The sequence below is a fragment of the Streptomyces sp. NPDC104096 genome (genome assembly GCF_055584385.1).
Genome location: NZ_JBVJMD010000008.1, coordinates 220104 through 245596 on the forward strand (window position 1 = coordinate 220104; position 25493 = coordinate 245596).

General features: G+C 71.4%; 17 protein-coding genes and 2 pseudogenes. 13 read left to right on the plus strand and 6 right to left on the minus strand.

Features of this window, described 5'->3' with window-relative positions:
* The first annotated feature begins 77 nt into the window (after positions 1-77).
* Complete coding sequence (locus tag ACZ60B_RS12305; protein WP_469385940.1) at positions 78-1604, plus strand: NCS1 family nucleobase:cation symporter-1; 1527 nt, start codon at positions 78-80, stop codon at positions 1602-1604.
* 25 nt (positions 1605-1629) lie between these two features.
* Here ACZ60B_RS12305 and ACZ60B_RS12310 read toward each other — a convergent pair whose 3' ends face one another.
* Positions 1630-2346, minus strand: a complete 717-nt coding sequence (locus tag ACZ60B_RS12310) for a hypothetical protein (protein WP_469385941.1) — start codon at positions 2344-2346, stop codon at positions 1630-1632.
* A gap of 601 nt (positions 2347-2947) precedes the next feature.
* On the opposite strand from ACZ60B_RS12310, the gene ACZ60B_RS12315 reads away from it, so the two are divergent.
* The 10 genes from ACZ60B_RS12315 to ACZ60B_RS12360 all read left to right on the plus strand — a co-directional run bounded on the left by ACZ60B_RS12315 (position 2948) and on the right by ACZ60B_RS12360 (position 18377).
* Positions 2948-4756 (plus strand): gamma-glutamyltransferase family protein, encoded by a 1809-nt coding sequence (locus ACZ60B_RS12315; RefSeq protein WP_469385942.1) that lies wholly within the window; start codon positions 2948-2950, stop codon positions 4754-4756.
* A 166-nt stretch (positions 4757-4922) separates the two neighbouring features.
* Positions 4923-5768 (plus strand): inositol monophosphatase family protein, encoded by an 846-nt coding sequence (locus tag ACZ60B_RS12320; RefSeq protein ID WP_469385943.1) that lies wholly within the window; start codon positions 4923-4925, stop codon positions 5766-5768.
* Between the two features lie 242 nt (positions 5769-6010).
* Complete coding sequence (locus ACZ60B_RS12325; protein WP_469385944.1) at positions 6011-7423, plus strand: phytoene desaturase family protein; 1413 nt, start codon at positions 6011-6013, stop codon at positions 7421-7423.
* Positions 7424-7493: 70 nt separating this feature from the next.
* Positions 7494-8018, plus strand: coding sequence for an O-acetyl-ADP-ribose deacetylase (locus tag ACZ60B_RS12330; RefSeq protein ID WP_469385945.1), 525 nt, complete (start codon positions 7494-7496; stop codon positions 8016-8018).
* Positions 8019-8269: 251 nt separating this feature from the next.
* The gene (locus tag ACZ60B_RS12335; protein WP_469385963.1) at positions 8270-12394 is read left to right on the plus strand and encodes a molybdopterin-dependent oxidoreductase; all 4125 of its coding nucleotides are present in this window, start codon (positions 8270-8272) and stop codon (positions 12392-12394) included.
* Between the two features lie 315 nt (positions 12395-12709).
* Positions 12710-14122: a dihydrolipoyl dehydrogenase gene (lpdA, locus tag ACZ60B_RS12340; RefSeq protein WP_469385946.1), complete on the plus strand. Its 1413-nt coding sequence runs from the start codon at positions 12710-12712 to the stop codon at positions 14120-14122.
* Positions 14123-14318: 196 nt separating this feature from the next.
* On the plus strand, positions 14319-15785 hold the full coding sequence (locus ACZ60B_RS12345; protein WP_469385947.1) for a hypothetical protein: 1467 nt from the start codon (positions 14319-14321) through the stop codon (positions 15783-15785).
* Positions 15782-16279, plus strand: coding sequence for a DUF7144 family membrane protein (locus tag ACZ60B_RS12350; protein WP_469385948.1), 498 nt, complete (start codon positions 15782-15784; stop codon positions 16277-16279). Before ACZ60B_RS12345 ends, ACZ60B_RS12350 begins: the two co-directional genes overlap by 4 nt.
* 125 nt (positions 16280-16404) lie before the next feature.
* Complete coding sequence (locus ACZ60B_RS12355; RefSeq protein ID WP_469385964.1) at positions 16405-17874, plus strand: AlkA N-terminal domain-containing protein; 1470 nt, start codon at positions 16405-16407, stop codon at positions 17872-17874.
* Between the two features lie 11 nt (positions 17875-17885).
* On the plus strand, positions 17886-18377 hold the full coding sequence (locus ACZ60B_RS12360) for a methylated-DNA--[protein]-cysteine S-methyltransferase (RefSeq protein WP_469385949.1): 492 nt from the start codon (positions 17886-17888) through the stop codon (positions 18375-18377).
* On the opposite strand, the gene ACZ60B_RS12365 is transcribed toward ACZ60B_RS12360, so the two are convergent.
* A complete protein-coding gene (locus ACZ60B_RS12365) occupies positions 18374-19114 on the minus strand; it encodes an SIR2 family NAD-dependent protein deacylase (RefSeq protein WP_469385950.1) in 741 nt (246 codons plus the stop codon). The genes ACZ60B_RS12360 and ACZ60B_RS12365 overlap by 4 nt on opposite strands.
* Positions 19115-19241: 127 nt before the next feature.
* Between ACZ60B_RS12365 and ACZ60B_RS12370 the strand changes: the two genes are divergently transcribed.
* Complete coding sequence (locus ACZ60B_RS12370) at positions 19242-20141, plus strand: phosphotransferase family protein (RefSeq protein ID WP_469385951.1); 900 nt, start codon at positions 19242-19244, stop codon at positions 20139-20141.
* 10 nt (positions 20142-20151) lie between these two features.
* Here ACZ60B_RS12370 and ACZ60B_RS12375 read toward each other — a convergent pair whose 3' ends face one another.
* Entirely contained in the window at positions 20152-21327 is a 1176-nt protein-coding gene (locus ACZ60B_RS12375) for a M48 family metallopeptidase (protein WP_469385952.1), read from the minus strand.
* A 146-nt stretch (positions 21328-21473) separates the two neighbouring features.
* Positions 21474-21800: pseudogene (locus ACZ60B_RS12380) on the minus strand (TerD family protein); the annotation flags it as partial.
* A 78-nt stretch (positions 21801-21878) separates the two neighbouring features.
* Between ACZ60B_RS12380 and ACZ60B_RS12385 the strand changes: the two are divergent.
* A pseudogene (locus ACZ60B_RS12385) lies at positions 21879-22067 on the plus strand (DUF4291 family protein); the annotation flags it as partial.
* Between the two features lie 53 nt (positions 22068-22120).
* Here the strand turns inward: ACZ60B_RS12385 and ACZ60B_RS12390 are convergent.
* On the minus strand, positions 22121-24181 hold the full coding sequence (locus tag ACZ60B_RS12390; RefSeq protein WP_469385953.1) for a restriction endonuclease: 2061 nt from the start codon (positions 24179-24181) through the stop codon (positions 22121-22123).
* Between the two features lie 433 nt (positions 24182-24614).
* The gene (locus tag ACZ60B_RS12395) at positions 24615-25238 is read right to left on the minus strand and encodes a hypothetical protein (RefSeq protein ID WP_469385954.1); all 624 of its coding nucleotides are present in this window, start codon (positions 25236-25238) and stop codon (positions 24615-24617) included.
* Positions 25239-25493: the final 255 nt, after the last annotated feature.

The window sequence follows — 25493 nt, forward strand, 5'->3', positions numbered from 1 at the left end:
CATCCGTCTTCGGGGCGCACCCCCCTCGGCTTCACCCGCACGGCCTCTCCCGTCCCGTCTCCCCGATTGGCCTGCCCATGACCGACATCGCCCCCGCGGACATACCGCCGACCTCCCAAGTCGCCCTCCCCGACGGCCGGGTGGAGCTCGCCCCCGGCTCGCCGCCGCCCAGTGGCCCGTACGCCAACGAGGACCTGCTGCCGGTCCCCGTCGAGAAGCGCACCTGGACCACGTACAACTTCTCCGCGCTGTGGGTCGGCATGGCCCACAACACGGCCTCCTGGACGCTCGCCTCCGGTCTCATCGCGGTCGGCATGGACTGGAAGCAGGCGGTGCTCACCATCGCCCTGGCCAATCTGATCGTGCTGGTGCCGATGCTGCTGACCGGGCACGCGGGACCGAAGTACGGCATCCCCTTCCCGGTCTTCGCCCGCGCCTCCTTCGGGGTGCGCGGCGCCAACCTCCCCGCTGTCGTACGGGCGTTGGTGGCCTGCGGCTGGTTCGGCATCCAGACCTGGATCGGCGGCGAGGCGATCTTCTTCCTCGCCGGGAAGCTCATCGGCGACGGCTGGGCCGACGCCTCGCGGTTCGGCGGCCACCCCTGGACCATGTGGCTGTCGTTCGCGATCTTCTGGGCGATCCAAGTGGCCGTCATCTACAGGGGCATGGAGACCATCCGCCGCTTCGAGAACTGGGCGGCGCCCTTCGTGCTCGTCGGCGCGTTCGTGATGCTGTGGTGGATGAGCAGCAAGGCGGGCGGCTTCGGCCCGCTCTTCGACCAGCCGTCGAAGCTGGGCTGGGGCGCCGACTTCTGGAAGCTGTTCGCCCCCTCGCTCATGGGCATGATCGGCTTCTGGTCCACGCTGTCGCTGAACATCCCCGACTTCACCCGCTACGGCAGGAGCCAGAAGGCCCAGACCTGGGGCCAGGCGCTCGGCCTGCCCACGACCATGACCCTGTTCGCGTTCCTGTCGGTGCTGGTCACCTCCGGCTCGCAGGCCGTCTACGGCGAGGCGGTCTGGGACCCGGTACAGCTGGCCGCCAAGACCGACAACGTCGTGGGCCTGCTCTACGCGCTGGTCACCGTGCTGGTGGCGACCCTGTCCGTGAACATCGCGGCCAACCTGGTCTCCCCGGCCTTCGACTTCTCCAACATCGCGCCCCGCAGGATCAGTTTCCGCACCGGCGCCCTCGCCACCTGCGTCCTCGGCGTGCTGATCTTCCCCTGGAAGCTGTACTCCGACCCCCAGGGCTACATCTTCACCTGGCTCGGCCTGGTCGGCGGGCTGCTCGGCACGGTCGCCGGAATCCTCATCGCCGACTACTGGATCCTGCGCCGCGGCCGGCTCGACCTCGCCGACCTGTACACCACGGGCGGCCGCTACTGGTACGACGGCGGCTGGAACTGGCGGGCCGTCGTCGCCTTCGCGATCGGCGGGGTCCTGGCGATCGGCGGCGCGAGCTTCAGACCGCTGATCGACGGGCGGCCCGTCCCGGCGCTGGAACCCCTCGCGGACTACGGCTGGGCGGTCGGCCTCGGCACCTCGATGGTGCTCTACGTGGCCCTGACGCTGCTGAGCGGACGGGAGCGGAACACGGTGTGACACACGGCCGGCGGGCGGCCGGGGCTCAGCTCTTGACGCCGCCCGCCAGCGTCGCCATCGCGTCCTTGGCCGCCTTGATGGCGCCCTTGTTGATCTCGTCCGTGCTCGGCGCCTTCTTCGTCTCGAAGTCGCTGCCGTTGTAGGTGACGACCACCAGCGCGTTGGACGAGCGGACGATCACCTCGCCCTCGCGCGTCTGCTGCTTGTCCTCGGTGGTGAGGTTCACGATCGAGTACGCGCTGTCACCGAGACCCGGCACGGCCCCGCCGCCGCTCTTCTCCGTGATCCGCTCCTTGTAGGTCTTCTCCGCCGCCTGCTCCGAGTCCAGCACCTCGAAGGAGACGTCGAGCCACCGGTAGTCGAACCCCTTCAGCGCGTTCCAGGAGCAGGTCCGGCGCGCCTTGGTGTCCGTCGAAGGGATCTCCTTGCCGTCCGTCTTGGCACCCGGCACCAGCGACTCGATCGTCTTCACTGCCACGCTCGTGCACGGCGTGGGCGCGGCGGCGTACGCCTTCACGGCAGCACCCGATCCCGAGCCCGACCCCGAACCCGAACCCGACCCGGATCCGTCCGACGAGGAGGATCCGGAGGCCGACGAGCCGGGCGTCGTCGAGGCCGACTCCTGTCCGGCCGTCGGTGTCGGCGCGAACGGTCCGGACGTCAGCGACCAGCCGGCGGCGGCGAGCACGACGACCGGCGACAGACGCGCGGTGAGGGCGAGCGGCAGGGGCAGTGAACGCAAGGCGCACTTCTCGTGGGGGTGGGTGCGGAGGGGGGTCCACACTGCGAACGGGACGCCAGTGTCACACGTCTGTCTGTGGGGTGGAAGTGCGAACTCGCTGCGTGCACGACCGGTCACAGCAACCGGTAACTCCTGAGACGTGTGCGGCGATTTGTCCCCCCGGTGGCGCGCCTCGTCGCGGGCCGCGCCGAACCCTTCGGCCGAGCCGCTCCGTTCGCGACGGCGCCGATCGCGGTGCCGCACGACGCCGTGCGCGGGTACGTCGGACGCCCGGGATGCTGACCCGAACGGGCTTTTGGGGCAAGGGCGTTGAAGGTGTCGGATGGGCTGGCACGGTGCGGGTGGCGGCTACCGGGACAGGGCGGCGGCATCGGGACGGCGGGACCGGGGGCGGGTGGCCGGACCGGGCGGCCGGGGGCGTGCCGGGCCGGCGGCGGACGACATGGCCCCGGTGGCGGCGCGGCGCGTCGATAGACTCCCGGGAAGCGGACGGAGCGGCCGTGACGGCCGCGGCACCGGCTCCCCGGCGTCCTCGGGGGAGACGGGGCCACGGCGCGGACCGCCTCGGCCGTCGTGCGCGGACCGTGAGACGAGGGGCCCCATGTTCACCACCCGACCCACCCTTCAGGGCACCTTCGGCATGGTGTCGTCCACCCACTGGCTGGCCTCGCAGTCGGCGATGGCCGTCCTGGAGGACGGCGGCAACGCCTACGACGCCGCCGTGGCCGGCGCCTTCGTGCTGCACGTCGTCGAACCGCACCTGAACGGGCCCGCGGGCGAGGTGCCGATCCTGCTCGCCCCGGCGGGCGGCGAGGTGCGCGTGCTGTGCGGACAGGGCGTCGCACCGGCCGGGGCCACCGTCGCGCACTACCGGGGACTCGGGCTGGATCTCGTCCCCGGCACCGGACCGCTGGCCGCCGCCGTCCCCGGCGCGTTCGACGCCTGGATGCTGCTGCTGCGCGACCACGGCACCAAGCACCTCGCGGACGTCCTGAAGTACGCCGTCGGTTACGCCCGCGACGGGCACGCGCCCGTGGACAAGGTCGGGGGGACCGTCGAGACCGTCCGGGAACTGTTCGAGACCGAGTGGACCTCGTCGGCGGACGTCTATCTGCCGGGCGGCCGGGCCCCGCGGCCGGGCGAACTGTTCCGCAACCCCACCCTGGCCGCGACCTGGGAGCGGCTGCTCACCGAGGTCGCGGGGGCGGGCGACCGGGAGGCGCAGATCGAGGCGGCGCGCGAGGTGTGGCGCACCGGTTTCGTCGCCGAGGCGCTGGTGCGGCAGGCGCGGCGGCCCACCCTGGACACCAGCGGCGGGCACCACACCGGCACCCTCACGGCCGCCGACCTGGCCGGCTGGTCCGCGTCCTACGAGACACCGGTGACCTACGACTGGAACGGCTGGACCCTGTGCAAGGCCGGCCCCTGGAGCCAGGGCCCGGCCTTCCTCCAGCAGCTCGCCCTGCTCCCGCCCGAGCTGCCCCCCTACGGATCCGAGGCGTACGTCCATCTGCTGGTCGAGGGCTGCAAGCTCGCCATGGCCGACCGCGAGGCCTGGTACGGGGACGCGGCCGAGGTGCCGCTCGACGACCTGCTGTCCGCGCCGTACAACGCGGGACGGCGGCAACTCGTCGGCGACAAGGCCTCGTACGAGCTGCGGCCCGGCAGTCCCGGCGGCCGCACCCCGCGGCTGAGCGCGCAGGCGCACCGGGTGGCGGCCGACGGCCCCGGCTTCAACCCGATGGGCGCGGGCGAGCCGACGGTCGCGGCAGGGGCGGAACCGGAGGTGCGTGCGGACGGCGCCACCCGGGGCGACACCTGCCACCTGGACGTGGTCGACCGCTGGGGCAACATGGTCGCCGCCACGCCCAGCGGCGGCTGGCTCCAGTCCAACCCGGTCGTCCCCGAGCTGGGCTTCCCGCTCGGCACCCGGCTCCAGATGACCTGGCTGGAGGAGGGGCTGCCCAACTCCCTCACCCCGGGCCGCCGCCCCCGCACCACGCTCACACCGTCGCTCGCCCTGCGGGACGGGGTCCCGGTCATGGCGTTCGGCACGCCCGGCGGCGACCAGCAGGACCAGTGGCAGCTGCACTTCTTCCTCGCCGTCGCGCTGCGCGGGCGGGTGCGCGGCGGTCTCGACCTCCAGGGCGCGATCGACGCCCCGAACTGGCACAACGACGCCTTCCCCGGCTCCTTCTACCCGCGCGGAATGCGGCCGGGCAGCGTCACCGTGGAGTCCCGGACGCCCGCCGGGGTCGTCGAGGGGCTGCGGCGGCGCGGCCATGACGTGACCGTCGCCGACGCCTGGTCCGAGGGCCGGCTGTGCGCGGTCGCCCGGGACCCGGAGACCGGGATCCTGTCGGCGGCGGCGAACCCGCGGGGGATGCAGGGGTACGCGGTCGGGCGCTGAGACGGTCGGAGCCGAGCCACGGTGGGCCGCGGCGGGGCGCGGGGCGTGTGAGCGGAGTGGGCCGCGGAGGCGACGGCCGGGAAGCGGAACCGGGTATTCATGGTGATTCCACCTGCCGTACACCGGACCGGCGGGGATTGTCAGTGGTACATGGTCTTATGGAGGCATGATTCAAGACACGGAAACCATCGACGAGTTTCTCGCCCGCCGCTCCGTCGACGTCGAACAGGCGATCCGCGAAGCGGCCGCCGCCGAGATCATGCCGCGCTTCCGTCGGCTCGGCGCGAGCGAGATCGGCCAGAAGAGCGGCCCGCACGATCTGGTCACGGACGCCGACCGCAACGCCGAGCGCCACCTGACGAAGGAACTCGCGGCCCTGCTGCCCGGCTCCGTCGTGGTCGGCGAGGAGGCCGTGGACGCCGACCCCGCGATCTACGACGCGATACAGGGTGACGTGCCGGTCTGGATCGTCGACCCGGTCGACGGCACCCGGCAGTTCGTCCACGGCGACGACGGCTTCTGCACCCTGGTCGCGCTCGTGCACCGCGGCACCACGCTCGCCTCCTGGACCTACGCGCCCGCCCGGGGCCAACTGGCCACGGCCGTAAGGGGCGGTGGCGCCTTCCTCGACGGCGAGCGGCTGTTCGCCGGGCCGCCCGCACCCGGTCGGGACCTGGAGATCGCCACCTCGCACCCGGACTACACCACCGAAGAACAGAAGCGCGCCCTGCTGGGCCTGTGGGCGGACGGGGTCGCACCGCGCCCCTGCGGTTCGGCGGGTCTGGAGTATCTCGCCGTGGCCCGCGGCGAGTTGGACGCAACGGCCTTCTCATGGGAATTGGCCTGGGACCACGCGGCCGGTCTGCTCCTGGTCGAGGAGGCGGGCGGCGCCCACCTGACCCTCACCGGCGAGCCGTTCCGGGTCACCGGCGGCAACACCCTGCCGTTCACGGCGGCGCGGGACGCGGCCACGGCCCGGCGGGTGCGCGGCCTCCTGGCGGGCGGAGCCTGACCGGGGCCCGATGACGGGGCACGTGCGGGAGCCCGCACCAGGTGTCCGGTCCCGGTCCCGGCGCCGGTGCGGGCGCCCGTGCCGGTGACCGGTGCACGGCCCGCCGAGCCCGGTCCGGCGCCGGTGCCGCACCCGCCACGTCACCCCGTCGATCCCACCCGCGCCGTGAAGGCTGTCGGACCCCCGGCATATCCTGATGCCCAGTGGCCGTCGGCTGACGAAGGAGTCCGAAGGTGCCGTCGATGCTCGATGCGGTCGTGGTGGGTGCGGGGCCGAACGGGCTGACCGCTGCCGTGGAGCTGGCCCGCCGCGGCTTCTCCGTGGCCCTCTTCGAAGCGCGTGACACCGTGGGCGGCGGAGCCCGCACCGAGGAGCTCACCCTTCCCGGCTTCCGGCACGACCCCTGTTCGGCGGCGCACCCGCTCGGCATCAACTCCCCGGCCTTCCGGGCGATGCCGCTCGAACGCTACGGCCTGGAATGGCTCCACGCCGAGCTGCCCATGGCACACCCCTTCCCCGACGGCACCGCCGCCGTGCTGTCCCGCTCGGTCGCCGAGACCGCCGCCTCCTTCGGGCCGCGCGACGCGGGTGCGTACCGCAGACTCGTCGAGCCGTTCCTGCCCCGGTGGGACGGCCTCGTCCGCGACTTCATGTCCCTGCCGCTGTCCGCGCTGCCCCGCGACCCGGTCACGCTCGCCCGCTTCGGACTCGTCGGCCTGCTTCCGTCCGACTGGCTGACCCGCCGCTTCCACGACGAGCGGGCCAAGACCCTGTTCGCGGGTCTCGTCGCGCATGTCATGGCCCCGCTGGACGGCGTGGCCACCGGGGCCGTCGGCATGGTCTTCGCCCTCGCCGCCCACGCCCGCGGCTGGCCCGTGGCCCGGGGCGGCTCCCAGTCCGTCTCCGACGCCCTCGCCGCCTACCTGCGCGACCTCGGCGGCACCGTGCACACCGACTACGAGGTCAAGCGGCTCGACGACCTGCCGCCCGCCCGCGCGTACGTCTTCGACACCTCGCCCACCGCGCTGGCCCGTATCGCGGGCCTCGGCAATATCTACGAGGGATACCGGTACGGGCCCGGCGTCTTCAAGATCGACTACGCACTGGACGGACCGGTCCCGTGGACCGCACCGCAGGCGCGGGTCGCCGGGACCGTACAGATCGGCGCGGACAGCGCGGAGATCGGCGCGGCGCTGCGCGCGGCGTCCCGGGAGGGCCGCGCACCGGAGAGACCGTTCATGATCACGGTGCAGCCCAGTGTCGTCGACCCCGGCCGGGCCCCGGCGGGCAAGCAGGTCTTCTGGGCCTACGGCCATGTGCCCAACGGCTGGACCGGCGACCTCACGGACGCCATGGAACGCCAACTGGAGCGCTTCGCCCCGGGCTTCCGCGATCGCGTCCTCGCCCGCGCCGTCGCCGGACCGCGCGAACTCGCCGCGCGCAACGCCAACTACGTCGGCGGCGACATCGCCACCGGCGCGGCCTCCGGACTCCAGATCATGCTGCGTCCGAGACTGTCGCTGCGCCCCTACAACACCCCGCACCCGGCCGTGTTCATCTGCTCCCAGGCCACCCCGCCGGGCCCCGGCGTGCACGGCATGTCGGGGCACAACGCGGCGAAGGCCGTCTGGCGCAGGCTGCGGCAACAGCCCTGACGGGCCCGCCTCTCCCGGCACGCCCGTGTGCGCGACCGCGTCCGGCGACCGAGCTGGTATAGAGGCGGGCATGACCACGATCACGCTCGTCAGGGGCGACATCACCCGGCAGTCCGTCGACGCCGTCGTCAACGCCGCGAACTCCTCGCTGCTCGGCGGCGGTGGCGTCGACGGCGCCATCCACCGGCGGGGCGGCCCCGCGATCCTGGAGGACTGCCGACGGCTGCGCGCCTCCCACTACGGCAAGGGCCTGCCCACCGGCCAGGCGGTCGCCACCACCGCGGGCGAACTGGACGCCCGCTGGGTGATCCACACCGTCGGCCCGGTCTGGTCGGCCGGCGAGGACCGCTCGGCGCTGCTGGCCTCCTGCTACCGCGAGTCACTGCGGGTGGCCGACGAGCTCGGGGCCCGTACCGTCGCGTTCCCGGCCGTGTCCACCGGCATCTACGGCTGGCCGATGGACGACGGCGCCCGGATCGCGGTGGAGACCGTGCGCACCACCGACACCTCGGTGGAGGAGGTCCGCTTCGTCCTCTTCGACGAGAGCGCGTACGACGCGTTCGCCGCGGCCGCCGACCTCGGCCAGGGGCCCTGACCTGGAGCGCAGGTCGGGTGACGGCAGGGCCCGGCGCCCGCTCACAGCGGCCGCCGCCCGTGTGTGCGCCGGGATTAACCCCCGGTGATCAGCCCACGAGACGTGCGTGTAATCCGCTCTTCGTACGGTCACGGAAGGTCGAAGCCAGGCCGATCATCGGAGAGGGGGCGCCCGTGACCGCGCCGGACTCGCGGAACGCAAGCACGTCGAAGGTGCGGACGGTCTGCTCGTACTGCGGTGTCGGCTGCGGCATGGTCCTCGACGTCGGCCGCGGCCCGGACGGCCGTCGCACGGTCCTGAAGGCGTCCGGCGACAAGGAGCACCCCGCGAACTTCGGCCGGCTGTGCACCAAGGGCGCCACCACGGCCGACCTGCTGTCCGCCCCCGGGCGGCTGACCACGGCCCTGGTGCGGTCGGACCGCGGGCAGGAGCCGGAGCCCGCGCCCGTCGACGCGGCGATAGCCGAGACCGCGCGGCGGCTGCGGGCGATCGTCGACGAGCACGGGCCCGACGCGGTCGCCCTCTACGTCTCCGGGCAGATGAGCCTGGAGGCGCAGTACCTGGCGAACAAGCTGGCCAAGGGCTACCTGCGGACCAACCAGATCGAGTCCAACTCCCGGCTGTGCATGGCCAGCGCCGGCACCGGCTACAAGCTGTCGCTCGGCGCGGACGGCCCGCCCGGCTCCTACCGGGACCTCGATCTGGCGGACGTCTTCCTCGTCATCGGCTCGAACATGGCCGACTGCCACCCCATCCTCTTCCTGCGCATGATGGACCGGGTGAAGTCGGCGGGCGCCAAGCTCATCGTCGTGGACCCGCGACGCACCGCGACCGCCGCCAAGGCCGACCTGTTCCTCCAGGTCAAGCCGGGTACGGACCTGGCGCTGCTGAACGGTCTGCTGCACCTGCTGCACGCGAACGGCCACACCGACCCCGCGTTCGTCGCCGCGTACACCGAGGGCTGGGAGGCGATGCCCGAGTTCCTCGCCGACTACCCGCCGGCCACCGTCGCCGAACTCACCGGCGTCGCGGAGGACGACCTGCGGGAGGCCGCCCGGCTGATCGGCGAGGCGGGGGAGTGGACCAGTTGCTGGACGATGGGCCTCAACCAGTCCACCCACGGCACCTGGAACACGAACGCCCTGGTCAACCTGCACCTGGCGACCGGCGCGATCTGCCGTCCGGGCAGCGGCCCCTTCTCCCTGACCGGCCAGCCCAACGCCATGGGCGGCCGGGAGATGGGCTACATGGGCCCCGGGCTCCCGGGCCAGCGGTCCGTGCTCGTCGACGCCGACCGCGCCTTCGTCGAGGAACTGTGGGAGCTGCCGCCGGGCACGATCCGGGCGGACGGCGTCGGCAAGGGCACGGTCGAGATGTTCCGGAAGATGGCCGACGGCGAGATCAAGGCCTGCTGGATCATCTGCACCAACCCGGTCGCCTCCGTCGCCAACCGCAGGACGGTCATCGAAGGACTGGAGGCCGCCGAGTTCGTCGTCACCCAGGACGTCTTCACCGACACCGAGACGAACGCGTACGCCGACGTCGTCCTGCCCGGCGCCCTGTGGACCGAGACCGAGGGCGTCCTGATCAACAGCGAGCGCAACCTCACCCTCGCCCAGCCCGCCGCCGACCCGCCGGGCGAGGCCACGGCCGACTGGCGGATCATCGCGGCCGTGGCCCGCGCGATGGGCTACGAGGACGCGTTCGGCTACACCGACGCCGAGCAGATCTTCGAGGAGATCAAGCGGGCCTGGAACCCGCAGACGGGCTACGACCTGCGCGGAGTCAGCTACAAGCGGCTGCGCTCCACCCCCGTGCAGTGGCCGGCCGCCACCGCCGACGGCCCCGACCGCAACCCCGTCCGCTACGTGAACGAGGACGGCACGCTCACCTTCCCCACCGCGAGCGGCCGCGCCGTCTTCCACGCCCGCCCGCACCTCCCGCCCGCCGAGCTGCCGGACGACGACTACCCGTTCCTCCTCAACACCGGCCGGCTCCAGCACCAGTGGCACACGCTGACCAAGACGGCGAAGGTGGCCAAGCTGAACAGGCTCGACCCCGGACCGTTCGTGGAGGTGCATCCCGAGGACGCGGCCGCACTGGGCATCGCCGACGGCGACTCGGTGGAGGTCGCCTCGCGCCGGGGCCGCGCGGTGCTGCCCGCGGTGGTCACCGACCGGGTGCTGCCGGGGGCGTGCTTCGCGCCGTTCCACTGGAACGACCTGTTCGGGGAGTACCTCAGCGTCAACGCCGTGACGAGCGACGCCGTCGACCCGCTCTCCTTCCAGCCCGAGTTCAAGGTGTGCGCGGTGTCCCTCACCAGGGTGTCCACCCCCGTCACCGTGCAGACGCCGACCGCCGTCGCGACCGCCGGAGGTGCGACGGCCACCGTCCCGGCCCCCGACGCCACCACCGAGGGCCCGGCCACCACCGCCCTCGCCGCGTCCGCGTCCCCCTTCGGTCTCGCCCCCGCACCGCCGCCGGTGCTCTCCGAGCGCGAGCGCCTGTACCTCACCGGCTTCCTCGCCGGGATCCCCTCCGGCACGCCCGGCGTCCCGGTGCTTCCGCCGGACGCGCCCTTCACCCCCGAACACGCCCTGTGGGTCAACGGCACCCTCGCCGGCATGTACTCGCGGTCCGCGGCCGCGGCCGCGCCGGAGCTCCCCGCCCCGCCGGCCCCGGCCCGCGAGGTGCTGATCCTGTGGGCCTCGCAGACCGGGAACGCCGAGGACTTCGCCGCCGCCACCGCGGACCGGCTCACCGCGGGCGGTCACACCGCGTCCCTCGTTGCCATGGACGAGACCGACCCCGGCGCACTCCCGTCCGACGCCGACCTCCTGCTGATCACCAGCACGTTCGGCGACGGCGACGCCCCCGACAACGGCACCGGCTTCTGGGACAGCCTCACCGCCCCCGACGCCGGGCGCCTGGAGGGGCGCCGCTACGCCGTGCTCGCCTTCGGGGACTCCTCGTACGACGACTTCTGCGGGCACGGCCGACGGCTCGACCTGCGGATGGACGAGCTGGGCGCGCTGCGCCTCGCCCCGCGCACGGACTGCGAACCGGACTTCGAGAGCAGCGCCGAGGCCTGGCTGGACCAGGTACTCGCCGCCCTCGCCTCCGCGGGTCCGGCCCCCGCCCTCGCGTCCCCGGCCCCCACGACCACGGCACCCGTCCCCACCGCCTCCGTCCCGGCCGCCCCCCGCCCCCGACGGCCCGCCCCGGTCACCGCCCGTCTCACCGGCAACCGCCTGCTCAGCCGCCCGGGTTCGGACAAGGAGGTGCGGCGCTTCACCTTCGACACCCGCGACAGCGAGACCCCGCTCGTCTACGAGACGGGCGACGCCCTCGGCGTCCGCCCGCTCAACTCCCCTGCTCTGGTACGGGAATGGCTGTCCGTCACCGGCCTGGACGGCACCGTCTCCGGCCCGGACGACACGCTCGGCACGCCCGCCGCGGACACGGCCGTGCACCTCGACGGCCTGGGCGAGACGCCCCTCGGCGAAGCCCTGCTGCGGCATCTGGACATCACCCGCATCACCCCGGACCTGCTCCGCTTCGTCGCCGAACGCGCCCGCGACCCGCGGGAGTTGAAGCGACTGCTGCGCCCGGACAACAAGGGCGAGCTGGCGAAGTGGTCCTGGGGCAGGCAAGCCGTCGACGTGGTCGCCGAGTTCGGCGTCCGGGCCGGGGCGCAGGAGTGGGCCGGGGTCCTCGGCCGGCTGCAACCGCGCCTGTACTCCATCTCCTCCAGCCCGCTCACCGACCCGCACCTGGTCTCCCTGACGGTCTCCGTCGTCCGGTACGAGAACCTGCACGGCCGCCCCCGCCACGGCGTCTGCTCCCCGTTCCTCGCCGACGCCGAGCCCGGCACCCCCGTGCCGGTCCACGTCCAGCGCGCACCGCACTTCCGCCCGCCCGCCGATCCCGGCACCCCCGCCGTGATGATCGGCCCCGGCACCGGTGTCGCCCCCTTCATCGGCTTCCTGGAGGAGCGCCGCGCGGTCGGCCACCGGGCCCCCAACTGGCTCTTCTTCGGCGAGCAGCACCGCGCCACCGACTTCTACTACGAGGAGGAACTGGCCGCCTTCCGGGCCGACGGCACCCTCACCCGACTGGACACCGCCTTCTCCCGAGACCAGCGCGCCAAGGTCTACGTACAGGACCGGATGCGCGAGCACGGACCCCAGCTGTGGTCCTGGCTCCAGGACGGCGCCCGCTTCTACGTCTGCGGCGACGCCTCACGCATGGCGAAGGACGTCGACCAGGCCCTGCGGGACATCGCCGCCGTCCACGGCGGACTCGGCGAGGCCGAGTCGGCGGCCTACGTCAAGCAACTCGCCGCCGACAAGCGCTACGTCCGCGACGTCTACTGACCGGCCCCGGCCCCGGCCCCGGCCCCGGCCGCGCTCCGCGCCGACCGCGCCCAGGGCCCGCCCCGGCCCGCACGGCCCCCCCGCGCTCACCCGGTCCGTCGCGCGCGCCACCGTCCGTCCCGCCCGCCGCCGACCGGCTCGAACCGATTCGCTCACGCGGCGCGCCGCCGGACCGTGTGGCGGGAACGAGGCCGGGACGAAACAATCCGTGAGGCGCAGGGGCAGACCTCATCGCCCGCTCCGGCCGACGTGCCGTTCCGGCGACGGTGCGACGGGCAGTACGAAGAGACTCAAGAGACCGAAAAGGAATTCCTCATGGTCGAGCAGGACGATCGCTTCGACGTCGTGGTCCTCGGCGCGGGCCCCGGCGGCTATGTCGCCGCGGTGCGCGCGGCCCAGCTGGGCAAGCGGGTCGCCGTCGTCGAGGAGAAGTACTGGGGCGGCGTCTGCCTCAACGTGGGCTGCATCCCCACCAAGGCCCTCCTGCGCAACGCCGAACTCGCGCACATCGTCACCCGCGAGGCCAAGACCTTCGGCATCAAGGTCGACGGCGAGGTCTCGTTCGACTACGGCGAGGCGTTCCGGCGCAGCCGCCGGGTCGCGGACGGCCGCGTCAAGGGCGTGCACTACCTGATGAAGAAGAACAAGATCACCGAGTTCGACGGCCGCGGCACCTTCCTCGACGCGCACACCCTCCAGGTCGCCGGGTACGACGGAGAGGTCCGTACGCTCGGCTTCGAGCACTGCATCATCGCCACCGGCGCCACGCCCCGGCTGCTCCCCGGCACCCGCCGCACGTCCAGGGTGGTGACGTACGAGGAGCAGATCCTCGCCGAGGAACTGCCGCAGTCGATCGTCATCGCGGGAGCCGGCGCCATCGGCATCGAGTTCGCCTACGTCCTGCACAACTACGGCGTGAAGGTGACGGTCGTCGAGTTCCTGGACCGTGTCGCGCCCCTGGAGGACGTCGAGGTCTCGGCCGAACTCGCCAAGCAGTACCGCAAGCTGGGCATCGGCGTGCTCACCTCGACCCGGGTGGAGTCGATCGACGAGTCGGGCCCGCAGGTCCGGGTCACGGTCACCGGCAGGGACGGCACCCAGCAGGTACTGGAGGCCGACAAGGTCCTCCAGGCGATCGGTTTCGCGCCCAACGTCACCGGCTACGGCCTGGAGAACACCGGGGTGCACGTCACCGAGCGCGGCGCCATCGACGTGGACGGCCGCTGCCGTACCTCCGTGCCGCACATCTACGCCATCGGCGACGTCACCGCCAAGCTGATGCTCGCGCACGCCGCCGAGGCGATGGGCGTGATCGCCGCCGAGACGCTCGCGGACGCGGAGACCATGGAACTGGACTACGTGATGATCCCGCGGGCCACCTACTGCCAGCCGCAGATCGCCAGCTTCGGCTACACCGAGGCCCAGGCCCGTGAACTGGGCTACGACGTGAAGGTGGCGAAGTTCCCGTTCACCGCGAACGGCAAGTCGCACGGCCTCGGCGACACCACCGGCTTCGTGAAGCTGATCAGCGACACGAAGTACGGCGAGCTGCTCGGCGGTCACCTCATCGGTCCCGACGTGACCGAGCTGCTGCCCGAGCTGACCCTGGCCCAGCAGTGGGACCTGACCGTCCACGAGGTCGCCCGCAACGTGCACGCCCACCCGACCCTCGGGGAGGCGGTCAAGGAGGCGGTGCACGGCCTGGCCGGACACATGATCAATATGTGACCCCGGACCCCACGGCCCACTCCACGGCCCGCCCCGCGGCTCACCTCACGACCCACCCCGGGACCCGCTCCACGGCCCGCTCCACGGCCCGGCGGGCCCGTTCACCCGGACGGCCCGCAGCGCTCGCCGCCGCCGCTCGGACGGGATCTCCTTGCATCCATCGGACCCGCAGCACCGATGGATGAGGGAGGCCGCCATGCCGGACAGTCCCGCCTCCGGCCCGGACCCGTCCGACCGGGGTGGACCCGGCGGGGGCGGACCCGACCCCGGTGGACCGGGCAGGGCCGGAGCCGGCCGGGACGGACCCGGTCCGGACGTCTCCCACGCCGAACTGGACAAGCTGCGCTCGCGGATCGCGGCGCTGGAGGCGGGGCGATCCGCCCCGCCTCCGGCGCACCACCGGACGCGCGCGTTCGTCGCCACCGTGCTGATCGTCCTCGGCTGTCTGCTCGCCCCGCTCGGCGTGCTCGCCGCCTGGACCTCCAGCGTCGTCGGCGACACGGACCGCTATGTGCAGACGGTCGCCCCGCTCGCCTCCGACCCCGACATCCAGAACGCCGTGGCCAACCGGGTCACCGACGCCGTGATGCAGCACCTCGACCTGCCCGCGCTGCTGGAAGGGGCGGCTCCGGACCAACGGCCCCTGCTGGAGAAGGCGCTGGGGAAACTGGGCAACTCCCTGGAGGGCGCGGTCAGCAGCTTCGTCCACGACAAGGCGAAGGCGGTCGCCGCCTCCGACGTCTTCGCCCGGATCTGGACCGAGGCCAACCGCAGGATCCACAGCAGTCTGGACAAGGCGCTGACGGGCAGCGGCGGCGGCGCGGTGAAGCTGGAGAACGACGCGGTCACCATCGACCTCGCGCCGGTCGTGGACCAGGTCAAGACCCGCCTCGTCGACTCGGGCATGACGGTCGCGGGGAAGGTCCCCGAGATCCACACCAACATCACCGTCGTCCAGTCCAAGGACATCGGCAAGGTCAAGACCTACTTCCGGCTGCTCCAGATCGCCGGTGACTGGCTGCCCGTCCTCGCGGTGCTGCTGGTCGCGGCGGGCGTCCTGCTCGCCGCCCACCGGCGCCGCGCCCTGATCGTCGCGGCCCTCTGCTTCGCCTTCGCCACGCTCCTGCTGGGCATCGCGCTGAGCGTCTTCCGGGTCGTCTACCTGGACCACCTGCCGAGCGGTGTCTCGCAGCCCGCCGCGTCGTCCGTGTACGACGCGCTCACCCGCTTCCTGCGCACCTCGGTCCGCGCGGTGGTCGCCCTGTGCGTGGTGATCGCCGTCGCCGCCTGGCTGACCGGACCCCAGCGCCACGCCGGTCTCGTACGGCAGCTCTGGCACTCCGGCATCGGCGCGGCCCGCACCACCGCCGACCGCGCGGGGATGCGTACGGGGCCGGTCGGGCCGTTCGTGCACCGCTTTCGTGTCTGGATCACCTGGATCCTGGTCGCCGCGGCGGTCCTGGCGTACGTCCTGTGGTCGTACCCGACCGGCTGGGTCGTCATCGGCCTCGCTCTCGCCCTGCTCTTCGCGCTGTGCGTCGTCGACTTCCTGGACGAGGCCGGCGCGGGCCGGGCACCGGCCGACGGGGGGCCGCCGCCCGAGGAGGGACCGCCGTTCGACGGGGGACCGCATCAGGGGGGACCCGAGAGGACGACCGCATGAGCCAGGACCCCGTCCACCCCACCGGCGACCCGAGCGGCGGTCCCGGCCGCGGCCGGGGCGACGAGATCGGCGCCGCCTGGAACCGGCCGCCGGACGACACCGCCGAGCCGCACGAGCGGGACAGCTGGGTCAGCGGCGGCGTCACCTTCGCCGGTGTCCTGATGCTGTGCAGCGGTGTGCTGTCCGCCCTCCAGGGCATCTCGGCGATCGCCCGGGACGACGTCTTCGTCCGTACCGGCGCCTACGCCTACGCGATGGACCTCACCGGCTGGGGCTGGATCCACCTGATCATCGGAGTGCTGCTGGCCGTCACCGGCGGAGGCCTGCTCAAGGGCATGGCCTGGGCCAGGATCGCGGGCATCTGCTTCGCCGCGCTCAGCCTCGTCGCCCAGTTCCTGTTCCTGCCCTACGCGGCCTTCTGGCCGATCACCATGATCGCGATCGACCTGTTCGTGATCTGGTCACTGCTCTCCCGCCAGGAGGGAGCGGGCTGAGCCGACCGGACGGCCCCCGCCCGCCCGGTGATCCACGGAACTCCTGCACAGCCGACGCTGATGTCGGATTCCCGCCAGCCCCGGCCCGTCCGGTGCCGGATGCTGGACACATGCCGAACAACGGGATGCACACCGACCGGGCACGCTGTGTACGCGCCGTCCAGTCCAAGGACGCGCGCTTCGACGGCTGGTTCTTCACCGCCGTCGTGACCACCCGCATCTACTGCCGGCCCAGCTGCCCGGCCGTGCCGCCCAAGCCCGAGAACATGACCTTCTACCCGAGCGCGGCCGCCTGCCAGCAGGCCGGCTTCCGGGCGTGCAAGCGCTGCCGCCCGGACACCAGCCCCGGGTCCCCGCAGTGGAACGAGCGTGCCGACCTGGTCGCCCGCGCCATGCGGCTCGTCGCCGACGGTGTCGTGGACCGCGAGGGCGTACCCGGCCTGGCCGCCCGGCTCGGCTACAGCCCCCGCCAGATCGAGCGCCAGCTGCTCGCCGAGCTGGGCGCCGGGCCGCTCGCCCTGGCCCGCGCGCAGCGCGCCCAGACCGCCCGGCTGCTGATCGAGACGACCGCGCTGCCCATGGCGGAGATCGCCTTCGCCGCCGGGTTCTCGTCCATCCGCACCTTCAACGACACCGTCCGCGAGGTCTTCGCGCTCGCCCCGAGCGAACTGCGCGCCCGCCACCCGAGGACGCCCGCCGTCCTGACGCCCGGCGTCCTCACCCTGCGTCTGCCGTTCCGCGCCCCGCTGAACCCCGACAACCTCTTCGGCCACCTGGCGGCGACGGCGGTGCCGGGGGTGGAGGAGTGGCGGGACGGTGCCTACCGGCGCACGCTGCGGATGCCGTACGGGCACGGCATCGTGGGGCTGACCCCGCGGCCCGACCACATCGCCTGCCGCCTCACCCTCAGCGATCTGCGCGACCTGCCCGTGGCCATCAGCCGCTGCCGCCGCATGCTCGACCTGGACGCCGACCCGGTCGCGGTCGACGACCATCTGCGCACGGACCCGGTCCTCGCGCCCCTCGTGGACAAGGCGCCGGGGCGGCGGGTCCCCCGTACCGTCGACGAGGCGGAGTTCGCCGTACGTGCCGTGCTCGGCCAGCAGGTCTCCACGGCCGCCGCCCGCACCCACGCGGCCCGGCTGGTCACCGCGCACGGCGAACCGGTCGACGACCCCGAAGGCGGCCTCACCCACCTGTTCCCGTCACCCGAGGCGCTGGCCGGCCTCGACCCCGAGACGCTGGCGATGCCCCGTACCCGCCGTACGACCTTCACCACCCTCGTCACCGGACTCGCGGAGGAGTCGATCCATCTGGGCATGGAGACCGACTGGCAGGAGACCAGGCACCGTCTGCTGGCCCTCCCCGGCTTCGGACCCTGGACGGTCGACGTCATCGCCATGCGCGCCCTGGGAGACCCCGACGCCTTCCTCCCCACCGACCTCGGAATCCGCCGTGCCGCAAAGGAGTTGGGCCTGCCCTCGACCTCGGCGGCGCTGACCGCACGCGCGGCGGCCTGGCGCCCCTGGCGGGCCTACGCGGTCCAGTACCTCTGGGCGACGGACAGCCACCCGATCAACTTCCTGCCCGTTTAAGGACATCCATCATGAGCCCCGTCAGGCACCACACCGTCATCGACAGTCCGTACGGCCCCCTCACGCTCGTCGCCGACAACGGCGTGCTGAGCGGCCTCTACATGACCGAGCAGCGCCACCGCCCGCCCGAGGAGTCCTTCGGCACGCACGACGCCACCGCCTTCGGCGAGCCCGAGGAACAGCTGGAGGCCTACTTCTCGGGCGAGTTGAAGGAGTTCACCCTCGAACTGCGCCTGGCCGGGACGCCGTTCCAGCAGACCGTCTGGGAGCGGCTGCGCGCCATCCCGTACGGCGAGACCCGCACGTACGGCGAACTGGCCGACGCCCTCGGCAACCCCAAGGCCTCCCGCGCGGTGGGCCTGGCCAACGGCAAGAACCCCATCGGCATCATCGTCCCCTGCCACCGCGTCATCGGCGCGAGCGGCGGTCTCACCGGCTACGGCGGCGGCCTGGACCGCAAACAGCGCCTGCTGGACTTCGAACGCGGAACAGCCCTTTTCTAGGCTCGGCTGTCCGCGCCGGCGAGCCCGCGCAACAGCGCGGGCAGCGCCGTCCCGATCGGCTCCCGCACGACCTCGTCCGCGATCTCGTCGTACGGCGTCGGCTCGGCGTTGACGATGATCAGCCGTGCCCCGTGGTCCGCGGCGACCCCCGCGAGCCCGGCGGCGGGCTGCACCTGGAGGCTGGTGCCGACGGCGATGAACACCTGGCAGGCCTTGGTGATGGCGAGCGCGTCACCGAGCACGACCGGGTCGAGACGCTCGCCGAACATCACGGTGGCCGACTTGAGGATCCCACCGCACTCCAGGCACGGCGGATCGTCCTCCCCCGCCTCGACCCGGGCCAGGGCGTCCTCCATGGCCCCCCGCGCATGACACTTCGTGCACACGAACTTCCTCGCGGTGCCGTGCAGTTCGATGACCTTGCGGGCGGACAGCCCGGCGAGCTGGTGCAGCCCGTCCACGTTCTGCGTGATCACCCGCACCGGCACCCCGGCCCGCTCCAGCTCGGCGACGGCGAGATGCGCCGCGTTCGGCTCGGCCGTCAGCGCCCGGTTCTTGCGCCGCATCTGCCACGACCGCCGCCGGATCTCCGGATCACCCATGTAGTACTCGTACGTCACAAGCTTCTCGGCCTCGGGATCCCGCCGCCACAACCCGTTGGGGCCGCGGTAGTCGGGGATCCCGGAATCCGTGGAGACGCCGGCCCCGCTGAGGATGGCGACGAGAGGCTTGTTCATGGGGCCGAGGGTAGGACGCTTCCCCTCTCGGAGCGACTGGATATCAGGAGGCCCGCACCGGCCGGCGACCGCGCGGCCGGCCGGTGACCACCGTCGGCCGCATGCGAGCGATTGATAGGGTCGGCAGATGACCAGTCGCAGCCGCGACCGCGTCGCGGACGTCCGCCGCGTCGTGGCCACGCACCTGCTCGACTACCGGATCGAGTCCGTCGTGCCGCTCGGTGAGGGTCTGGACAACCTGGCGTACGAGATCAACGGCGAACTGATCGTGCGCTTCGGCAAGGAGCCCGACCCGGCAAGGCGGGCCGCCCTGGTGGGCCACGAGGCCCGTGTGCTTGCCGCCGTCGCCGAGATCTCGCCGCTGCCCGTCCCCGAACCGACGTTCACGGACGTGGAGCAGGGATGTCTGGCCTACCGCAAGCTCCCCGGTACGCCACTGTTGGACGTGCCGCGGCACCAGCGGTCGGTCCACGGCACGTCGATCGCCGCCACGCTCGGCGAACTGCTCACCGCGCTGCACGCCGTTCCGGTCGAACGGTTCGCCGACCTGGTGGACGCGGACCACCAGCCGCCGGCCGAGTGGCGGGACGAGGCCGCGGAGAACTACGTGGCGGCAGCCGGTCACGTACCGGCGGCGCACCGCCGGTACGTCGAGGCGTTCCTGGAGGCCGCACCACCGAACGACGCATACACCCCGGCGTTCTCCCACAACGATCTGGGGATCGAACACGTTCTCGTCGACCCCGACACATGGACGGTGACAGGCGTCATCGACTGGAGCGACGCGGCCGTCGCCGATCCGGCCCACGACTTCGGGCTGCTCTACCGCGACCTCGGCCCTGCCGCCGCCCGCGCCGCCATCAACAGCTGTCGAACCGACGCCGACGACCTCGCGGCGCTCGGCGAGCGGGCCGTGTTCTACGCCAGGTGCGGTGTCTTCGAGGACCTCGCGTACGGCATCGAGACGGAGCGGGGCGAGTACGTCGACAAGAGCCTCGCCGCGATGGAATGGCTGTTTCCGCCCTGACCGCCTCCGTTCAGCGTGACAGCGGGACGCAATCACGCACGACCTGGCGCGCCAGCGCCTGTCCGGGAAGGCGGAGTTCCTTCTCGATGCGGTCTCGGTCGGGCTCGTCGAGCGTGACCGTCGCGCTGCGCCTCGGAGCCCGGGCCAGCCGTTCCATGCGCAGGGTTCCGGACGGGAGGCCGCCGGTGCCGGCCACGGTCCCGACGTCCTCGGGATCGGTGGCTTCGCCACGGCCCCGCTGTTCGCGCAGGCTCTCGGCATAGCGGGCGGCTTTGTCCCAGAGTTCCTCATGCGCGGCTGTCGCGGAGCGGTTGCCGGTGAGCGTCCGGGCCTGGATGGCCAGGCGATGCACTTCCATGCCGACCGCGCGCGCCAGCTGCCGGTCCAGCAACGCGGCAATGGCAGCCTCGGTGGAAGCCGTACGGGCGGCCACGTCGTCCGCGTCGAACTCCGCACGGCGTGCGACCGGCAGGGTGAGCCCGCGCAGCAGGCGGGCCGTCGCGGTCGCCGCCGCTCTCGGGATCCCGAGCACCCACTCGCTCGTCCAGGTACGGGCGTTGAAGCGTCCTGCGCCCGTCGCCACTTTGCCCGCTTGCCAGGAATGGGCGGGGGCACTCGAGGTGACGTACGGGTTGCTCCTGGCGCGCATCGTCCGGGCCGCAGCGTCGAGGGACTTGAGCGCGGTGCCGACGAACGCGTCGTCCCGGAGATCGTGACCGGCGAGGTGCCCCAGAGCGTGGGCGATGGCGGCGATCGGCTGCTGGGTGGGCTGGGCGGCCCAGAGCGGGAGGCCGAGGACGAGGCACCGCTTGCGGCGTACACCGTAGCGGGTGACGGACACGGCGAATTCCGGACCGATCTGGATCGCGTCGAAGCGCCGAGCCCCGGTCGTGTCCGCCATCCGGTCCAGCAGATCGAACAGGACCGGGGCGTCCGCGCGCCGCAGTGTGGGCAGTTCGGCATCCAGCCTGCCGGGGCGCGGGCACAGCGGAAGAGCCAGGCCCAGCAGTATCAAGCCCAACATCGGCTGAACCACCGTGCGGAACCCGAGCACGATCAACAACACGCCGCCGATGAACAGTCCCGCCGCCACGAGATGGACCACGGCGGCGACGGCGTACGCGGCGACAGTCGCACACCTGACCAGGGCAGGGCTTTCGGGTGGAGTCTGCCGAACACTGTCCATGGGGCCCCCTTCGGCGATGAGCGCTCGGTGTCGCTCAGGCGTGCGTAGAGCTGACCAGCACGACGGCCGCCGGACAAGCGGTCTGAGCAACATCTGAGCTCTGCCTCGAGCATCGCCGACTCAGCAGCTGTGGTTCCCGGGTGGAGCTACTCGACCTCGATGCCGAAATCCTGAACGAGTTCTTCCAAGCCGCCCGGGTAGCCCTTGCCGCCCAGGACAAAGTCCCAGTCCCCGTTCGCCCTTCGGCGGAAGGAGCCGAGCACCAAGGCGGTTTCGTTCGGCCGGCCGTCGGAAACGTCCAGTCGTCCCAGCTCCGCCAGCCCCGGGTCGAGCAGGCGGATGCAAGCGTCCGTGAAACCCGAGAGGTCGGCCTCCGGGTCGACGGCGGCCACGAGCACGAACCGGTCGGCTTCGTCGGGCAGTCCGTCGAAGGGAACACAGATTGCGGCCTTGTCAGGTGCAGTGGCGAACTCGGACGCCACTTGGCCCGTACGGGCGACTGCCTGCTGCCTGGGTCCGGCGTGCGCTGTTGGATCGAGCGGTCGGTCGAAATTCGGTGGTCACCCGGGCCGACCGCGCCCACGCTGTACGCCATGGAAGAACCGCACCGCAGGATCCGCGCGCTGCACACGGCGTCCACGATCACCGTCTACCAGGCGTACCGCCCGGAGATCGGCGGACCCGCCGCCCGCAAGGGTCGTTTCCCCGCCGCGTGGAAGCCCGGTCGCATGACGTGGATCATCAAGCCGCGTTCACAGACCTCATCCGGCTCGGCGGATCCGGCCCCAGGGAGCTACTCGACCTCGATGCCGAAATCCTGCACAAGTTCCTCCAAGCCGCCTGTGTAGCCCTTGCCGCCCAGGACAAAGTCCCAGTCTCCGTTCGCCCTTCGGCGGAAGGAGCCGAGCACCAAGGCGGTTTCGTTCGGTCGGCCGTCGGAAACTTCCAGTCGTCCCAGCTCAGCCAGCCCCGGGTCGAGCAGGCGGATGCAAGCGTCCGTGAAACCGGAGAGGTCGGCATCCGGGTTGACCTCTGGGTCGATGGCGGCCACGAGTACGAACCGGTCAGCGTCGTCGGGCAGCCCGTCGAAGGAGACACAGATTGCCGCCTTGTCAGGTGCAGTGGCGGGGAGAGCGCGCACTGAGCCGTCCGGTGTCTGCGAGTTGTTGAAGAAGACAAAGTGAGCGTCACTGAGGACCCGGTTGCCACGGCAGACGAGAGCGCACACGTCCAAGGCGACGCTTCCGGTCCACGACATACCCAGAATGTTGTAATCGTCCGGCAGTCGGGTGTCCGGCGCGGAGGGCGTCGGCTGTGCTGCGATCTGCCGGCTGCCTTCGCCGAGCCGCCCACGCAGCCCATGGCGATGCAGCAGGTCTACGAGTTCGGCGCCCGAGATGAGTTCCAGAGGCTTTCCGTTGGCGAAGGTGTGTGAGCCAGGGCCGAACCCTGACGTCGTCACGAGGACACCCTTGTTGGCGCCGGCATCCTGCACGGTTCCGTACAAGTCGCGCACAGCGGTGGGCGGCACCGTGTTGCGGTATCGCTTCACCTGCACGACGATCTTGCCGCCTCGAATCGGTGTCGGATCCAGGGCGTCGACGTCCACACCGCCGTCGTTAGAGCGCTGGGTGGTCACCGCCTGCATCCCCATGGCCCGGAAGAGATCGGCAACGAGATTCTCGAAGGCGATCGGGTCCATGGCGAAGAGGTCCGGTTCCTCGTCACCACCATGGGCGACGACACGGTTCCCGACATCCTCGGGCCGTCTGCCCGGCCGTACCGGCGTGAGTTGGTCCGGCCGGGTCGAGAGCTGCCCGCGCAGGGCGTCAGCCAGGCAACTGCCGGCATCGACCTGCGCCAGGTGCAGATCACGGAATGAAGAGCGCGAGGCCATGACGGTCGCAAGGAAGATCTGGCCCGGTCTGCCCGTGGTGGGGTCGTGCCCGTCGACGAACCCGTTCAAGGCCACCGACTCCAGCGCGCCCAGCTCATCCGCGGTGAACAGGTCGTGCAGAACCAGCAGCATGCACTGGGCGAGAACCTCCCTGTACAGAGCACGGCGCTGGCCTACCGGTCGGGGAGTCTCCTTATCCTGGTCGACCCCGGACATGTATCGAACAGCCTTGACCTCCGGCACGATGCTGTAAGTGGGCAACTCCCAGTCCAGCACCAACTGCCGGGCTGCAGGGTCGTAAGCTGCTGCCACCTGCCGTGGGAAACCTTCCGGCCAAGCCGTCGAGGCGTAGAGAGCGGCGGAGAAGTACTCGATCACGGAATCGGCATCCCGGCGCTCTACGCCTTCGGTTATCGCGACGACGCCAGCGTTGTGGCGCCGGACATCAGCCAGCTGAGTATCGACCCACTGCTGGTACTCACGCTGGTACGCAGCCAGCTGCTGCTGTCGGTGAGCCTCCGCAGCTTGGGCAGCCTGCCAGTCCCGCTCGAAGCGTGCTCGTGCTTCGGCCTGCGCTTGGGCCCGGCGATTCGCAGTCCAGCCACTCTGCGTCTGGTAGTGATCGAGATCAGGCATGGGCACCGGCTGCGCCAATGGTCCTGGAGCGAAGGGCTGGACCTCCTCAGGTCGCATGAGAGAGGAGGCTCTGAAGGCGGGAGCCTGGCAGCCCGAGGCGAGAAGACCTTGCAGCGACACAACCTGAGCGTCCAGCTCTTCTGTGCGCCGTAGAGCCTCTGCCTGCCGGTAGTCGCGGTGGCTCTGGGCAGCTCGCCGTTGGTAGGCCCGCGCTTGCTGTTCTTGCTGTCTCCGCTGTCTGGTTTCGGCTTCCCGTTGACGCTGCTGCTGCCGTTGCATCTCAGCCCAGACGCCGACAAAACCAGTAGAGCGACGACTCATGTGCTGCAGGCCCTCCCCAGGACGTTGGCAGCCGAAAGGCACCTTGGTTGTCCCCACAACCAGCTGTAACAAGATGACTCTATCCAGCAATCATCGTCTCGCATATCCACTCGTCAAAGGAAGCACGGTCGGCCCATCCCCGCAGGTCAACGTGACTGGGGGGTAACCCGGACCGTGCTCGACTGCAGTACCCAAACGGTGGTCGCGTCCTTGGCGCTAGTCTCGCGGCGCACTTCGGGTTCGAAAACGTCTGTGAGCGAGGCTTGACTTGGATCACCACGCCGCGTTCACAGACCTCAGCGGACCGATGCGCAAAAAGACAGAGTTCGCGCCCCATCCTCGCCACCACGAACCTCCCTGACGGCAAGTCATCGACAGTTACCGAAGGCCTCACTGGGCCGCTGTCCCATGTGAAACGACGGGTACTGCGCCGTCAGTCGAACGCCACGACCAGTCGGACCCCGTCGTCACCGAATCGGCCGGCCAGAGCCTTCATCACAGCGAACACGTGCGGCCAGTGAGTCTCCGGACCCAAGACATCGCGCGCGGTCAGCGGTTCGTACACGCAGACCAAGTCGTCGCTGGTCCACTCAATACGCTCTGAGGCCTTGTGCCAGTCCAGAGGCGGAAGGCCCACCAGGTCCAAGAACTCCGACGGCCACTGATGGGACACCATCTGGCGACGCAGGAGCCACGGCCGTGACTTCATGTACCAAGTCACGCGGCCGACGAACTGTCCCGGCGCCGTCTCAGGGTCGAGGGAGGCCAGCTCTCCCCAACTGACCCAACTTGCGCAGTCCATCTCTCCTCGTTCGACCCACGAGCCCAACTGTGTGCGCATTCCGCTCGACAGGTCACTGGGAAGACCACGAGCGGGTGCAAGTGGCGGGAAGCCTGCGTAGTTGCGCACTCCGAAGAGAAGGCCAAAGGCCGTGTAGTCGGTCTCGTCGTACAGCGGCCACAGATCCATGGCAGTCACCCACGGCTCGCCGTCGTAGTCGTCGGTGCCAGCGTAGGTATGGCGAAATTCGATCCCACCGTAGATGTCCGTGCCCATGACCGCGCACCCTAACGACCCTGAGCTGCATCAGCACATCACTATTGAAGATCGGCGACAGAGCCGGCGCGTGTCCTGCTTGATGCGCGGACTGCCGCGCCCCGCCCCTTCGGTCGGTCCCCTCAAAGATCTGTGAACAAGGGTTGCCGTGGATCACCAAGCAGCGTTCACAGACCCTTGCCGCCATGTGACCTGCGGGTGATGCCGCCAGTTGTGCCCGGATTGGCGGTCAGGGACGCAGGTGGGCCAGCAGTT